Annotated in this window: 14 protein-coding genes; 7 read left to right on the forward strand and 7 right to left on the reverse strand. The window is 73.8% G+C overall.

Translation table 11 applies throughout. The annotated features are described in order from the left end of the window. From BI06_RS15360 to BI06_RS15385, 6 genes are all read left to right on the forward strand, one after another. The coding region (locus tag BI06_RS15360) for a carbohydrate ABC transporter permease (RefSeq protein WP_043468624.1) at positions 1-895 on the forward strand (895 nt) is incomplete at its 5' end. Positions 896-916: 21 nt separating this feature from the next. Further along, positions 917-1840, forward strand: coding sequence for a carbohydrate ABC transporter permease (locus BI06_RS15365; protein WP_030395019.1), 924 nt, complete (start codon positions 917-919; stop codon positions 1838-1840). Then, a complete protein-coding gene (locus tag BI06_RS15370) occupies positions 1840-3129 on the forward strand; it encodes a 6-phospho-beta-glucosidase (RefSeq protein ID WP_030395020.1) in 1290 nt (429 codons plus the stop codon). The genes BI06_RS15365 and BI06_RS15370 overlap by 1 nt, the downstream gene beginning before the upstream one ends. 197 nt (positions 3130-3326) lie before the next feature. After that, positions 3327-4346 carry an N-acetylglucosamine kinase gene (locus BI06_RS15375; protein WP_043468626.1) on the forward strand — a complete coding sequence of 340 codons (1020 nt, stop codon included), beginning with the start codon at positions 3327-3329 and terminating at the stop codon, positions 4344-4346. Between the two features lie 333 nt (positions 4347-4679). After that, positions 4680-5270, forward strand: a complete 591-nt coding sequence (locus tag BI06_RS15380) for a hypothetical protein (protein ID WP_043468629.1) — start codon at positions 4680-4682, stop codon at positions 5268-5270. 289 nt (positions 5271-5559) lie between these two features. Then, positions 5560-6486, forward strand: coding sequence for a GNAT family N-acetyltransferase (locus BI06_RS15385; RefSeq protein WP_043468631.1), 927 nt, complete (start codon positions 5560-5562; stop codon positions 6484-6486). A 77-nt stretch (positions 6487-6563) separates the two neighbouring features. On the opposite strand, the gene BI06_RS15390 is transcribed toward BI06_RS15385, so the two are convergent. Both BI06_RS15390 and BI06_RS15395 read right to left on the reverse strand, forming a co-directional pair. Then, positions 6564-7436: a hypothetical protein gene (locus BI06_RS15390; protein WP_043468633.1), complete on the reverse strand. Its 873-nt coding sequence runs from the start codon at positions 7434-7436 to the stop codon at positions 6564-6566. A 29-nt stretch (positions 7437-7465) separates the two neighbouring features. Next, positions 7466-8038 (reverse strand): papain-like cysteine protease family protein, encoded by a 573-nt coding sequence (locus BI06_RS15395; protein ID WP_043468635.1) that lies wholly within the window; start codon positions 8036-8038, stop codon positions 7466-7468. A 212-nt stretch (positions 8039-8250) separates the two neighbouring features. On the opposite strand from BI06_RS15395, the gene BI06_RS15400 reads away from it, so the two are divergent. Continuing rightward, positions 8251-9000, forward strand: a complete 750-nt coding sequence (locus BI06_RS15400) for a hypothetical protein (protein WP_043468637.1) — start codon at positions 8251-8253, stop codon at positions 8998-9000. A gap of 32 nt (positions 9001-9032) precedes the next feature. Here the strand turns inward: BI06_RS15400 and BI06_RS15405 are convergent, their stop codons facing one another. From BI06_RS15405 to BI06_RS15425, 5 genes are all read right to left on the reverse strand, one after another. Next, complete coding sequence (locus BI06_RS15405; RefSeq protein ID WP_043468639.1) at positions 9033-9599, reverse strand: DUF4291 domain-containing protein; 567 nt, start codon at positions 9597-9599, stop codon at positions 9033-9035. 160 nt (positions 9600-9759) lie between these two features. Next, the gene (locus BI06_RS15410; protein WP_043468641.1) at positions 9760-10533 is read right to left on the reverse strand and encodes a hypothetical protein; all 774 of its coding nucleotides are present in this window, start codon (positions 10531-10533) and stop codon (positions 9760-9762) included. A 45-nt stretch (positions 10534-10578) separates the two neighbouring features. Further along, positions 10579-11082: a SigE family RNA polymerase sigma factor gene (locus BI06_RS15415; protein WP_043468644.1), complete on the reverse strand. Its 504-nt coding sequence runs from the start codon at positions 11080-11082 to the stop codon at positions 10579-10581. Positions 11083-11259: 177 nt separating this feature from the next. Further along, positions 11260-13065: a glycoside hydrolase family 3 protein gene (locus tag BI06_RS15420; protein WP_051741082.1), complete on the reverse strand. Its 1806-nt coding sequence runs from the start codon at positions 13063-13065 to the stop codon at positions 11260-11262. Beyond that, on the reverse strand, positions 13062-13802 hold the full coding sequence (locus BI06_RS15425; RefSeq protein ID WP_051741083.1) for a tyrosine-protein phosphatase: 741 nt from the start codon (positions 13800-13802) through the stop codon (positions 13062-13064). The genes BI06_RS15420 and BI06_RS15425 overlap by 4 nt, the downstream gene beginning before the upstream one ends. Positions 13803-13879: the final 77 nt, after the last annotated feature.

Here is a 13879-nt window from a genome sequence, read left to right on the forward strand (position 1 = left end):
CACCCTCGCCTTCCTCTCCCCCTGGCTGATCGGCTTCAGCGTCTTCTTCCTGTACCCGCTGATCTCGACGATCTACTTCTCGTTCACCAAGTACAACGGCTTCGGCTCGCCGACCTTCACCGGCCTGAAGAACTGGGACTACGTCTTCAACGACCTCCCGGCGTTCTGGCAGGGCCTGCGCAACACCCTGTGGCTGGTCGTCGTCATGGTGAGCCTGCGGGTGGCGTTCGGTCTCGGCATCGGGATGCTGATCACCAAGATCAAGTCCGGGGTCGGCTTCTTCCGGACCGCCTTCTACCTGCCGTACCTGGCCCCGCCGGTGGCCGCCACCGTCGCCTTCGCCTTCCTGCTCAACCCCGGCACCGGCCCGGTGAACCACTTCCTCGGCGAGATCGGGCTGCCGCAGCCCGGCTGGTTCGCCGACCCGAACTGGTCGAAGCCCGCCCTCACCCTGCTCGCCATGTGGGGCGTCGGCGACCTGATGGTCATCTTCATGGCGTCCCTGCTGGACGTCCCGAAGGAGCAGTACGAGGCCGCCGAGCTCGACGGGGCCGGCCCGTTCCAGCGGTTCCGCTACGTCACCCTGCCGAACATCTCGCCGATCATCATGTTCGCGGTGGTCACCGGCGTCATCCAGACCATGCAGTACTACACGCAGGCCTTCGTCGCCGGAAGGGTCGCCGCCGGCAACGCGGGCAACTCCGGCCAGCAGTTCGAGCCCGGCTACCCGAACGGCTCCACCTGGACCCTGCCGCAGATGGTCTACAACCTCGGCTTCCAGCGCTTCAACTACGGCGCGGCGTGCGTCGTGGCCCTGGTGCTGTTCGTCATCTCGATGGCCGTGACCTCGGTGCTGATGCGCCGCAAGTCCGGCTTCATGGCCAGCGACGACTAGCGGCCCAGTGAGGACACGATCATGACTCTCAGCTCGACCCTCCCCTCCGAGGCACCCGGGAAGCGGACCGGCCGGGGCGTCGCCCGCGGCCCCGTCACCGCCGCCGAGCGGGTCGCCCGCCGGCGCGCGCTGCTCAACTGGGTGGCCGTCCACTCGCTGGCGATCGCCGCCGGCCTGTTCTTCCTGCTGCCGTTCGTCTTCGTCTTCCTCACCTCGGTGATGACCGACAGCCAGGCACTCACCACCGACTACTGGCCCACCTCCTGGAACTGGGGCAACTACGGCAAGGTCTGGAACACCCCCGGATTCCTGACCTGGTGGCGCAACACCCTGCTCTACGCGCTCGCCGGCACCGTGCTGACCGTCGTCTCCAGCCTGCCGGTCGCCTACGCCCTCGCGAAGTTCCGCTTCCGCGGCCGCAACCTGGCGATGATGGCGGTCATCTCGATGATGATGCTGCCGCCGCAGGTCACCATCATCCCGATGTACCTGTTCTGGGCGAAGCAGCTGGGCCTCGGCGGCTCGCTCTGGCCGCTGATCATCCCGATGGCCTTCGGCGACGCCTTCTCGATCTTCCTGCTGCGGCAGTTCCTGCTGACCATCCCCAAGGAGTACATCGAGGCGGCCCGGATCGACGGCTGCGGCGAACTGCGCACCCTGCTGCGGGTGGTGCTGCCGATGGCCAAGCCGGCCATCGCCGCCGTCGCGCTGTTCCAGTTCTTCTACTGCTGGAACGACTACTTCGGCCCGCAGATCTACGCCAGCAGCAACCACGACGCCTGGACCCTCTCCTACGGACTGGAGTCCTTCAAGGGCGCCCACCACACCAACTGGAACCTCACCATGGCCGCCACCCTGCTGGTGATGGCCCCGGTGATCGTCCTCTTCTTCTTCGCACAGAAGGCCTTCATCGAAGGCGTGACACTGACAGGGGTCAAGGGCTGATGTCCGCACTCAAGCTGGCCATCATCGGCGGCGGTTCTACGTACACCCCGGAGCTGATCGACGGCTTCGCCAGGCTCCGCGACACCCTGCCGATCGGCGAACTCGTCCTCGTCGACCCGGCCGCCGACCGGCTGGAGCTGATCGGCGGACTGGCCCGGCGGATCTTCGCCAAGCAGGGCCACGGCGCGGTCGTCACCACGACCACCGACATCGAGGCCGGCGTCGCGGACGCCGACGCGGTGCTGCTGCAGCTGCGGGTCGGCGGACAGGCCGCCCGCAACCAGGACGAGACCTGGCCGCTGGAGTGCGGCTGCGTCGGCCAGGAGACCACCGGCGCGGGCGGCCTCGCCAAGGCGCTGCGCACCGTCCCGGTGGTGCTCGACATCGCCGAGAAGGTCCGCCGCGCCAACCCGGACGCCTGGATCGTCGACTTCACCAACCCGGTCGGCATCGTCACCCGCGCCCTGCGGGAGGCCGGCCACAAGGCCGTCGGCCTGTGCAACGTGGCGATCGGCTTCCAGCGCCGCTTCGCCAAGCACCTCGGGGTCGACCCGGAGCTGGTCCGGCTCGACCACGTCGGCCTCAACCACCTCAGCTGGGAGCGCGGCGTCACCCTGCTGGACGCGCCCGGCGCGGCCGGCGGCCGGGAGGTGCTGCCGGAACTGCTGGCCGGTTTCGGCAAGGAGATCGCCGACGACATCCGGCTGCCGCAGCGGGTGGTCGAGCGGCTCGGCGTCGTGCCGTCCTACTACCTGCGGTACTTCTACCAGCACGACCTGGTGGTGGAGGAGCTGAAGGTCAAGGGCTCCCGGGCCGCCGAGGTCGCCGAGATCGAGCGGCAGCTGCTGGAGCTGTACGCCGACCCGGCCCTCGACACCAAGCCGGAGCTGCTCGACCGGCGCGGCGGCGCGTTCTACTCCGAGGCGGCGGTGCAGCTCATCGCCGCCCTGCTCGGCACCGGCGGCGGGACCTCGGTGCAGGTGGTGAACACCCGCAACGACGGGGTGCTGCCGTTCCTGCCCGACGACGCCGTGATCGAGGTGCCGGCCGAGGTCGACGCGGCGGGCGTGCGCCCGCTGCCGCAGCGCCCGCTGGAGCCGCTGTACGCCGGCCTGGTCGCCGCCGTCACCTCCTACGAGCACCTGGCCCTGGACGCCGCCCTGCGCGGCGGTCGCGACCGGGTCTTCGACGCACTGCTCGCCCACCCGCTGGTCGGCCAGATCGACCTCGCCGACCGGCTCACGGACCGGCTGCTCGCCCACAACCGCGAGCACCTCGCCTGGGCCTGACCCGCCCGGCCTCCGCGCCGGTCCCGTCCCGGCGCCGGACCGGGCCGCCGGTCCCCCGGCCCGCACCCCGTGGGGGGAGTGCGGGCCGGGCCACCGGCGGCGCGGCGGCCGGCGCCCGGCGGACGCCGGGAGGAGAAGCCATCCCCGGCCGGGAAAGACCCCCGGCCGGGCCACGTACGACGAGCCGCGGGGACCCGATGACCCACCAGCCCGAACCACACCTGCCAGGCGTCCTCGCCATCGACGCCGGCAACTCCAAGACCGACGTCGCCCTCGTCGGCGCCGACGGCCGTGTCCTCGGCTCCGCCCGGGGCGGCGGCTTCACACCGCAGAAGACCGGTGGCGCCGCCGCCGTGGCCGGCCTCGCCCCGCTGGTCGAGGAGGCCGCCGCGGCCGCCGGGCTGACCAGCTGGACCGGCCCGCTGACCAGCCACGTCAGCGCCTGCCTGGCCAACGCCGACCTCCCGGTCGAGGAGGAGGCGCTGCGGGTGGCCCTGGAGTCCCACCCCTGGGGCGTCAGCAACACCGTGGTCAACGACACCTTCGGCCTGCTGCGGGCCGGCACCGACGGCCCGCGCGGGGTCGCCGTCGTCTGCGGCGCCGGCATCAACTGCGTCGGACTGCTGCCGGACGGCCGCACCGCCCGCTTCCCCGCCCTCGGCGAGCTCACCGGCGACTGGGGCGGCGGCGCCGGTCTGGCCGTCAGCAGCATGTGGCACGCCGTCCGCGCGGAGGACGGGCGCGGCGGGCCGACCGCCCTGGCGGCCGCGATCGCCGAGCACTTCGGCCTGCCCAGCGCCGTCGCCGTCGCCGAGGCCGTCCACCTCGGGCACCTGCCGTTCGCCCGGCTGCACGAGATCGTGCGGGTGCTGTTCGCGGTCGCCGGGGAGGGCGACGGGGCGGCGCTGGAGCTGATCGACCGGCAGGCCGACGAGATCACCCGGCTCGCGCTGGTCGCGCTGCGCCGCCTCGACCTGCTGGACACGCCGACCCCGGTGGTGCTCGGCGGCGGAGTGCTGGCCGCCCGGCAGTCGCTGCTGCTGGACAACCTGACCGCGCGCCTGGCGCGGGTGGCGCCGCTCGCCGAGCCCCGGGTCGTCGTCGCGCCGCCGGTGCTGGGCGCCGTTCTGCTCGGGCTGGACCACCTGCGGGCCGGGCCGCAGGCGCAGGAGCGGGCGCGGCGGGCCTACGACCCGCTGCACCCGGTGGCCGCGTAGTCCCGGGCTCCCCTGCTGCCGGGCTTCCGGGCTCCCCGTCCGCCGCCGTGTCCTCCCCCCTGTCCTCCGCCCCCTGTCCTCCGCCCCCGCCGGGCCCGCACGCCCGGCGGGGGCGGTCGTGCGTCCGGGGCGGAAACAGTGGGGGTCGGTGGTGGGGGGCGGTGGCCGGCGGAAACGGTGGGGCAGGAGCGCCCTCCGGCGGCACTTTGCAAAGTGCTGCCGGGACTTTGCAAAGTGTTCCGGGGCGGTGGCGGCGGTGAAGCGGAACCGGTCGGACGGATTCCACGTGTACGCGGGTGTCTCGTCCGGTCACGTTCCTGGAAGACTCATCCCATGACCGCGCCCCGCCGCCTCCTCCTCGCCGTGCTGCTCAGTTGCGCCGTCACCACCGGCCTCGCCGCCTGCACCCCGATCGACGAGGACCCGACGCTGGCAATGTCCTCGGACGAGGTCGGCGACGCCCGGGACCCCGACGACGCCGACGACATCGACGACGCCGGGGAGGACGGGTACCCGGACACCGAGGAGTACTGGGCGTCCCCCGGAGCCGGGGCCGACCTCGACCTCGCCTCCCCCGCCGTCTCCCCCGCCGCCTGCGAGACCGGGGCCGGGCGCCGGGTGGTCCAGGTCCTCGAGGTCCGGGACGGCCGGCTGAGCGTCCGCCCGGTGCCGCCCGGCTGTCCCAGCGACGCCGAACCGGTCGAACTCGCCCTGGCCGCACACGCCACCGCCACCCTGGTCGACCTCCCGCACGACGAGCCCGCCAAGGAGGTCCAGCTGCCCGTCCTCCTGGACCACCTCGACACCTGCCTGTCCGGCGGCGAGCCCGAACCCCCCTACGCCTGCTACGGCGACACCTACGACCTGGTCGTGGACGCCCGCGGCCGGATCACCCGGATCCGGGAGCTGCGGACGTCCTCCTGAGCCGTGCCGGGTCGTCCCGCGCGGGCGGCGGGACCCGGCGCCTTTCGACGGCGGGGCTTGACCTCATGTGCGGTTGAGGTTGTCGGATGGTTCGTGACCGGTCCGAGCCACGCGGTCGATGCCCAGTCAGCGGCGTGGCCCGGGGCCGGTGCCGGGGCCGCCTCCGATCCAACGATCGTGCCAGGAGGCGGCCCCTCTCCCGTCCCCGGCCCCGGCGGTCCGGCGGATCCGGCCCGGTCCGCCGAATCCGGTCGACAGGAGCGGCGCGGGTGGCGCAGAGTCAGGACGCATGACCGACCTCGCCGGACTCCCGCCGCTCCCCGCCCGCTACCGGTCCGCACCGGCGGCGGTCGCCGACGCCCCCGCCGTCGCCCGGCTGGTCGCCGCCTGCGAGCGCGACCTGCTCGGCCGTACCGAGAGCGGGCCGGGCGAGGTCGCCGCCGACCTCGCGCACCCCGGCCTCGACCCCGCCCGGGACGCCCTGCTGGTGCGGGACGGCCGCGGCGAGGTGGCCGGCTGGGCATGGGTGCGCGGCGGACGGCGGAGCCGGGTGGACGTCCACCCCGGCCACCGGGGCGCCGGGTTGGGCGGGTGGCTGCTGGACTGGACCGAGGACCGGGCCCGGCGGGCGGGCGGGGAGCGGCTGGCGCAGGCCGTGGAGGACGGCGACCGGGCCGCCGTGCGGCTGCTGCGCTCGCGCGGCTACCTGCCGTTCGTCTCCCAGTGGCAGCTGGGGATCGCGCTGCCCGCCGCTCCGGTGGCGGCCGCGCCGCCGTCGGGGGTCTCCGTGCGGCCGTTCCGGCCGGGCGACGAGCGGACGGCGCACCGGGTGACCGAGGACGCGTTCGACGAGTGGCAGGTGCGGCGCAGTCCGTACGAGGAGTGGGCGCTGCGGACGGTCGGGCACGACTCGTTCGTGCCCGCGCTCTCCCGGGTGGCCTTCGCCGGCGGGGACATGGTCGGCGCGGCGCTGGCCCTGGACCTGCCGGACTGCGGTGAGGGGCACGTCGAGCGGCTGGCCGTCCGCCGCGACCACCGGCACCGGGGGATCGCCCGGCTGCTGCTCGGTGAGGTGTTCGGCGCGTTCCACCGGTACGGCCGGGAGCGGTGCACCCTGTGGACGCACTCGGAGACCGGCGCGCTGCCGCTGTACGAGCGGTTGGGGATGACGGTCCGGCGCACCTCGTCGATGTACGGCAAGGCCCTCGAAGCCTAGAGGGGGACTTTGCAAAGTCCGACGAGACTTTGCAAAGTCCCCCTGGGCCCGGCTCAGGACGGGGCAGCGGGCAGTGCTCAGACCGTGCCGCGGCGGCGGCGCCGGAGCCGGCCGAGAGCGGCGGCGCCGCCCGCGAGCGCGAGGGCCGCGATCGAGCCGCCCGCGAGCAGGGGCGTGCGGTCGGACGGTTCGGCCGCCCGGCCGTCCGGCCCGTAGCCGCTGGACATGCCCCGGGTGTCGTAATCGGAGCCGGGCAGCTTGTCGGCGTAACGGGCCTTGACCACCTGCTGGTAGTCGGCCAGCGACATCGCGGACTTGCCGTCGAGCCCGGCCCTGGCCGGGTCGTTGAGCGGCTCCACGGTGGTGAGCGTCAGCCGGTACCAGCCGCGGATCTGCGGTTCGGTGAAGACCAGGGAGCCGGGCGTCGCGCTGCCCGCGTACCCGGCGTCGCTGTCGCCGTCCCGCACCCCCGCGAGGTGCCAGCCGCCGCCCTCGGACGGGGCGAGCAGCACGGTGGCGGTGCGGTCGTTGACGGCGCCGCCGAGCGAGGAGACCAGGTGGCTGAGCCTGACCGCCGAGGTGGGGACCGGCAGCGCGGTGCCCGCGACGAAGTCCGGGGTGATCTCGTGCACCGCGAGCGGGTCGTTGAGCGTGAACGCGGGCAGGCCGGCGCACGGGTCCGGCATGTCGGGGACCGTCACCACGGTGTCGGAACCGGGGTCGGAACCGGCCCCGGGCAGCGGGGTGGCGAGGAAGCGGCAGACGGCGTCGTGGACGCCGGCCGACCGCACCACGTCCAGGGCGGCCTGGTAGTCGGGGATGTCGACGGCCCGGGCCGGACCGGCGGCGGACAGCAGCACGGTAGCGCCCAGCACCAGGGCGAGCGGCAGCCGGGCGAGCGGGGTGAGCCGGACGGCCTTCCGGCCGACGGGGACAGCTCGGTCACGCATGTGTCGTCCTCCTTCTCTGTCTTCTCGGTCTAGCCGGAGATGCCGGTACGGGAGTGGGTCCACTGGAACGAGCTGTTGTTGACGTAGTCGGCGTAGTTCCACCACGTGTAGGTGGTGGTGTCCGGCCACGGGTCGCCGACCGCGACGGTGTTGTTGGAGGTGTCGAAGCCGTAGACGACGTTCATGTGCCCCCCGCCGGTCTTCCAGCCGATCCGGGCGCCGATCGGCCGGGCGGCCTTGACGTCGGTGGTGACCTCGGCGAACGACGCCGCGCGAGTGAGACCGGTACCGGGCTTGGCCATGCCCAGGCTGTACCAGGCGTTGGCCATGTCCTCCAGCCTGGCGGGCTGGTTGTCGCAGCTGGGACCGCCGGCGTACGACGAGGCGCGCTTGCAGAAGTCCGCCTGGGTGGTGCCGTATCCCTGGAACTTGGCGATGGTGAGCCCGGAGGCCGACCAGCACCACTGGGTCTTCTCCTGCTTCAGCATGGTGATCTGGTCGTAGGCGGACTCCGCGCGGGCCGTATCGCCTGCGGCCAGGAGGACCGCCGAGGCCGCGAGCGCCAGTGCCGGTCCGGTGACCGTGTACGTGAATCTCCTCATGTTCCTGCCTTCCCATGGGGCGTGGGCTGCCCAGCGCCATGACAGCGCGGACCGCCGCCGTTCACCGGACGGCTCGTCGGGGGCAGGGCCGAAGGGGTTGTTAGCCGTATAAGATCCGGATGGCTTGAAACATTCGTATCCGGAGGGTCCTTGGGGCACGTGGGTCCACGTTTCCGGCTGACCCGTCGACAACTCTCGGAGTCACCGCCCCTATGCGCCGATCCGTCCGCCCTGCCGACGTCCTCACCACTGCCGCCGCCGTTGCCGGGCTGCTGCTGCTCACGGGCTGCACCGGCGGGAACCCGTCGGCCGCCTCCGGCCCGTCGACCGCAGCCGCCCCGGTCGCCACGTCCACCGCGAGGCCCGAGGTCGACCCGGCCGCGGCCGTGGCGAAGGCGGGCAAGGAGCCGTACGCCGTCTCGGTCCGGTCGACGATCGAGACCGGCGGGGAGGTGTTCATGAACATCACCGCACGGCAGAACTTCAACACCCTCTTCACCGGCCGGCAGGAACGCCGCGTCGGCAGCAGCACGAGGGAGATCGTCATCACCGCCGACGCCGAGTACCACCGCGTCGGCGGCCCGACCAGCAGCTGGACCAGGATGTCGCTGCCCCTCGTCCACGCCTCGGAGTTCGACCTCACGGGCTACGCCCCGGTGCTGCTCTCCCTCGGCCCGGAGGCCCGCAAGGGCGTGGAGACCCGCGACGGCGTCCTCGTCCACCACCTCGCCGGCCATCTGGACCTCGACCGGCTGGGCCAGGTCTCCGCGCGGGCGCGCGCCGACGTGGAGTCCGAGGGTGCCACGGGCATCGACCTCGACCAGTGGGTCGACGCCGGCGGCCGCACCCGCTACGCCGAGAAGCGCTGGACCGCGGACGGGACGGCGCTCCTGGTCACGATGGCGTTCAGCGACTACGGCCCGCCCGAGGTCTTCGACTCACCGGTCCCGGCCGGGGCCTGACACGACGGCACCGCCGGACGGGGTGTGCCGGGTCAGCCGTCCATGCCCAACCGGGCAGTGATCGGGGCGGGCAGTGGGTACAAACGCTCGGGCGGGAGGAGGCGCTGGGCCCGGTCCGCCCGGCCGCCCCGGACGAGGTCGGCGATCCTCCGGACCCGCGGGGTGAGGTCGGTGATGCCGGTGATCCACTCCTCGGCGAAGGTCCGGATCAGGCTCCGGCCCACGCCCACCTGGATGCTGTAGTGGTTGAGCGCGGCGCCCCGCAGCGAACGCTCCGGATCCCACTGGACGTGCACCTCGGCGCGGGCGAGCTCCGCCGGGTCGGCGGTGGTCAGGACGGCGCGGCGCAGGGCCTCCTCCCAGCCGGCACGGGTGATCCGGACGGCGAGCACGCGTTCCTGGCCGGGCTTGCGCGCCCAGTTGCTGCGGTGCATCAGCCAGGCGAACGAGGGCTTGATCCAGGTCGTCCGACCGAAGGAGAACGGCGGCACGAACCGCTGTGCGGCAAGCGCGGGTTCGGCGACGGCGGGGGCGTACGCCTGGTAGAGGGTGATGGTGGTGGCGTCGAAGTCGGCCCGGATCTCGCACTGGTGCTGCATGGCGTCCGACTCTGCCAGCGGCGCGGCGGGCGGAGCGAGCGGTTTTCCCCGAGGTCGCGCGCCCGGGTCAGGCGACGGGCCCGGGGACGGGCGGGGGCGGTCACCGGCGGCGCCCCCGACGGTGCCTCGCCCGGAACGCGCGAGGCACCGCGACCGCCGGTCAGCGGTTCCAGTGCGGACTGAGGGCGATGGCCTGCAACTGGTCGATGGTCAGCGGGGGTTCGGCCCGGGTGGGACTGGCGGTCGTCGCCTTCTCCGGGATCCGGTCGGTGTTGAGCTCGTCCACGTCGACCTTCCGGCCGTCCGGGTGGAGGACGTGCACCGACCAGAGCAGGTAACCACTGGCCAGCCTGGCCTTCTCGGCCTTGACCGCGGTGCCGTCCGCGAGGATGTCGCAGAAGAGCCATGGCCCCGGGTCGCAGGTGGGGGTGCGCCGGTCGACGTCGGCGAGCCTCACACCGACGGAGGCCCCGCCGCGCCCGTCGTCGTGGAGGACGTATCCCGAGGCGGTTCCGGTCTGGCTCAAGGTGACGCGTCCGTCCTCGAAGGCCCCGCTGCTGGAGACCCGGGTGGTCGTTCCCGGAGGCATGAAGGCCGCCAGTTGCGCCGCGAGCGGTCCCGAGCGCGGGCCGCCGACGGGCGGGGCGGCGGACGGGGGTCGGGTCGGAACGGGCGCGAACGTCGGGGTCGACGTCGGGGTCACGGCCGGTGGCGGGGCGGGTGCGGCCCCGGGCGAGAGCTGCGCGGCCCCCAGCACGGCGGCCCCGGCGACGGCGCCGGCCAGCGCGGCGATCCGGGCCCGGCGGACGAGGCGGAGCCGGTGGCCCTGCGCGGCCGCGCGGAGGACGAGGTCGGCACGGTGCCGGCCGAACGCGTCGGAGCTGTGCTGCATCGCCTCGTGCAGACGTCGGCCGGGCTGCTGATCGGGGCTCACGGTGCTCTCCTTTCGAGGGGCGGGGATGGCGGGTTCACAGCCCGGTCAGAGGTGGGCGAGGTCGGCGAGCAGCTCGTCGCCGAGTACGGCACGGAGCTTCTGCAGTGCCCGCAGGCTGCGGGTGCGGACGGCGCCGGGGTTCAGCTGCATCATGCGCGCGGTCTCCTCGACCGACCGGTCCTCCCAGTACCGCAGCACCAGCACCGCCCGTTCCTTGGGGGCGAGCCGGGCGAGCCCGTCCAGCAGGGTCAGCCGCAGCTCGGGGTCGCCGGAGGCCTCGGTGCCCTCCGGAAGCCGTTCGACGGGGCGTTCCTGCGCACTGCGCCGACGGCGGTACGAGGTGAAGGTGCGAACCAGGACGGTGTGGGCGTACGCGGCCGGCGCGTGCGTGCGGTCGATCCGCCGCCACGACCGGTACATCTTGGCGAGCGTCTCCTGCACGAGGTCCTCGGCCAGATGCCGGTCGCCGGTGAGCAGGCACGCCGTGCGGAAGAGCTGGTCGCTGCGGGCGTGGGCGAACTCCAGGAAGTCCGCGGGTGTGTCCCCCACCGAATGGTCCCCTCTCGAACTGATGTCACCACCAACACGCTCCAGGACCGACGGCGCGTTACAGCGGTCGCGGCACCGAACGGAGCAGGAGGTACGGAAGAGGAGGTGCGGAGCGGGAAGTCGGTCCGGCCGACTTCTCGCTCCGCACCTCCTGCTCGGGGAGGGGCCGGGGGCGCCTCAGGCCGGGCTGCCCCCGTCGCGCGGGGCAATCGGGTGGCCGTAGCGGAACAGCGGGTCGGCGGTGTCGAAGGGGACGTCCTCGCGGGCGGCGTCGACGGCCCCGTCGGAGCGGGGGAGGTCGAAGGGGAGGGTGCCGGTCATCGGGGTGCGGCCGAGGACGGCGTCCAGGACGATGTCGTCGGCGGCGCCGAACTCGCCCACCAGCAGGGCCGCGTGGGGGGCGAGCGGGGTGAGGACGGCGGGGCGCTCCAGCTGGGCGACGAGCGCCGTGGGCAGTGTCCGGGCCAGCTCCGCCAGTCGGGCCGCCTCGGCCGGTTCGAACTCCAGCGAGCCGGAGTGGAAGGCCTGCTCCAGCAGTCCTTCGCGCTTCTCGTAGGGCGTGGCGAGGCGGAGGACCGCGAGGTCGGCGTCCTCGGGCCGGTCGACGACGGTGCCGTAGCGGGCGGCCACGGCCGGGTCGACGCCCTCGACGTAGAGGCGGGTGCCGGTGAGCGGGCGGCCGGACAGGTGGACCAGCGAGCGGGACTGGAGCTCGCGGCCCAGTGCGCGGCCCTCGGGTGTGCCGACCAGGGCGACGGCGGCCTCGACGTCCACGTACGGGTCGTCGAACAGGCCGAGGCGGAACTTGTCGCGCAGGATGCGGCGGACGGACTCGTCGATGCGGGCCTCGGTGACGGCGCCGGAGCGGACCACGCCGAGGATCAGTTCCGGGTCGGTCTCGCCGCCGAGCTGGTCGGCCCCGGCGTGCAGGGTCAGCGCCACCTGCTCCGGCACGGACAGCTCCTCGACGCCCCAGTGGCGCGGCGGCAGGCTGACGATGCCGGGGACGTCCATGCCGGTGATGGCGTTGAAGTCGGTGCAGACCACGCCGTCGAAGCCGTACTTCCCGCGCAGCAGTCCGGTGATGACGTCGTGGTTGAAGTTGGCGCCGACCTCGGCCAGCCCGCTGCCGGAGGGGATCGCGTAGGCGGGCATGATCTGGGCGGTGCCGACCGCGAACGCGGCCTCGAAGGGGCGCAGGTGCCGGTCGAGCGCGCCGCCGGGGTAGACCAGCCGGCGGCCGGCCGCGAAGTGCGAGTCCTCGCCCTTGAACTGCGGGCCGCCGCCGGGGAAGTGCTTGGTCATGCAGGCGACGCTGTCGGGGCCGATCGGCCCGCCCTGGAGGCCGCGGATGTAGGCGCCGATGATCCGGGAGGCGCGGTCCGGGTCCTCGCCGAAGGTGCCGCTGATCCGGGCCCAGCGCGGCTCGGTGGCGAGGTCGGCCATCGGGTGGATGGCGATCCGGATGCCGACGGCCCGCAGTTCGCGGCCGATCAGGGCGGCGTAGCGCTCGACGAGTTCCGGGTCGTCGGTGGCGGCCAGCCCGATCGGCTCGGGGCCGGTGGAGAAGCCGCCGCCGGTGAAGGCGGTGGCCGGGTTGGCGGTGAAGCCGTGCCGGGGGTCGGAGGCGAGGGTGACCGGGATGCCGAGGCGGGCGGCGGCGGCGAGGTCCTGGACGTGGTTGTTCCACTCGGCCATGGCGCGGGCGTCGGGGACGGCCATCATGGCGAAGGCGGTGAGGCCGTGTTCGGTGACGAGGTGCTCGCCGGAGGGGAAGGGGCCCTGGTTGCCGGGGAGCATCCGGCCGTGGAGCATCAGGGCGGCCTTCTCCGGCAGGGTCATCCGGGCCAGGAGGTCCTCGACGCGCTCCTCGACGGGCAGCCGCGGGTCCTCGTAGGGCTCCATGGTGCCGTTGTGGTTGAGGTCGCGGAACGGCGTGCCGTCGGTGTGGCGCAGCGGCTGCGGGCGGCTCGCGGTGCTCATGCGGTCACCCCGGCGGCGGCCTTGGCGCGGAAGGCGGCGACGGTCCCGGCGTCCACGCCGCAGTGGGCGAGGAAGCCCTCGGTGCCGCCGTAGCGGTTGCCGACGAGCTCCAGGAAGGCCGCCATCGCGCCGGCCGGGGCCTCCAGCAGCGGGCGGGGGACGGTCAGGGTGCCGTTCTCGTAGTCGTTCAGCGCGGCCCGGTTGCGCTCGGCCAGGCCCTCGAAGATCTGGGTCAGCGCGGCGCCGGTGCGGGCGTAGTCGGCGACGATCTCCTCGGCGGGCACGCCGAGCAGGTCGAGCAGCAGGGCGGTGAGCAGGCCGGTTCGGTCCTTGCCGGCGGCGCAGTGCAGCAGCACGCCGCCGGGGCGGGCGGCGGCCTCGACGGCGAGCTTGACGGCCTCGGGGGCGGACTCGGCCATCAGCAGGTAGAAGGCGCCGAGGTCGGCGTCGGTGGTCATCTGCCGCATGGCCGCCGCCAGCTCGCCGTTGGTGGGCTGGATGCGGGCGGCGACCACCTCGACGCCGTCGGCCGCCGACACCGCCCAGTCGTTGTCCCGGACCTCGGCGTCGCCGCGCAGGTCGACGATCGTGCGGACGCCGGCGGTGCGCAGCTGGGCGGAGATGTCGGCGTTGTCGTGGGGGAACGGCTGGGCGGAGCGGTAGAGGGCGCCGGGGCGGATCCAGCGGCCGGCGGGGTCGGCGAGGGTGGCGGGGTCGCGGAAGTTGACCAGGGTCATGGTGGGGGCCTCTCGGTGGTGGGGGTCGGTCGGGGGAAGGGGGAGAGCCAGGGGGAGGGTCACAGTGCGGCGGGACA

Source organism: Kitasatospora sp. MBT66 (genome assembly GCF_000710405.2).
Classification (GTDB): Bacteria; Actinomycetota; Actinomycetes; order Streptomycetales; family Streptomycetaceae; genus Kitasatospora; species Kitasatospora purpeofusca.

Bases quoted from the DNA above. Each gene is read 5' to 3' on its own strand.
- BI06_RS15395 (WP_043468635.1), bottom strand. From the start codon at position 8,038: ATGAGGAGATTCACGTACACGGTCACCGGACCGGCACTGGCGCTCGCG.
- BI06_RS15385 (WP_043468631.1), top strand. From the start codon at position 5,560: ATGACCGACCTCGCCGGACTCCCGCCGCTCCCCGCCCGCTACCGGTCC.
- BI06_RS15400 (WP_043468637.1), top strand. From the start codon at position 8,251: ATGCGCCGATCCGTCCGCCCTGCCGACGTCCTCACCACTGCCGCCGCC.
- BI06_RS15390 (WP_043468633.1), bottom strand. From the start codon at position 7,436: ATGCGTGACCGAGCTGTCCCCGTCGGCCGGAAGGCCGTCCGGCTCACC.
- BI06_RS15375 (WP_043468626.1), top strand. From the start codon at position 3,327: ATGACCCACCAGCCCGAACCACACCTGCCAGGCGTCCTCGCCATCGAC.
- BI06_RS15370 (WP_030395020.1), top strand. From the start codon at position 1,840: ATGTCCGCACTCAAGCTGGCCATCATCGGCGGCGGTTCTACGTACACC.
- BI06_RS15420 (WP_051741082.1), bottom strand. From the start codon at position 13,065: ATGAGCACCGCGAGCCGCCCGCAGCCGCTGCGCCACACCGACGGCACG.
- BI06_RS15380 (WP_043468629.1), top strand. From the start codon at position 4,680: ATGACCGCGCCCCGCCGCCTCCTCCTCGCCGTGCTGCTCAGTTGCGCC.
- BI06_RS15365 (WP_030395019.1), top strand. From the start codon at position 917: ATGACTCTCAGCTCGACCCTCCCCTCCGAGGCACCCGGGAAGCGGACC.
- BI06_RS15425 (WP_051741083.1), bottom strand. From the start codon at position 13,802: ATGACCCTGGTCAACTTCCGCGACCCCGCCACCCTCGCCGACCCCGCC.
- BI06_RS15405 (WP_043468639.1), bottom strand. From the start codon at position 9,599: ATGCAGCACCAGTGCGAGATCCGGGCCGACTTCGACGCCACCACCATC.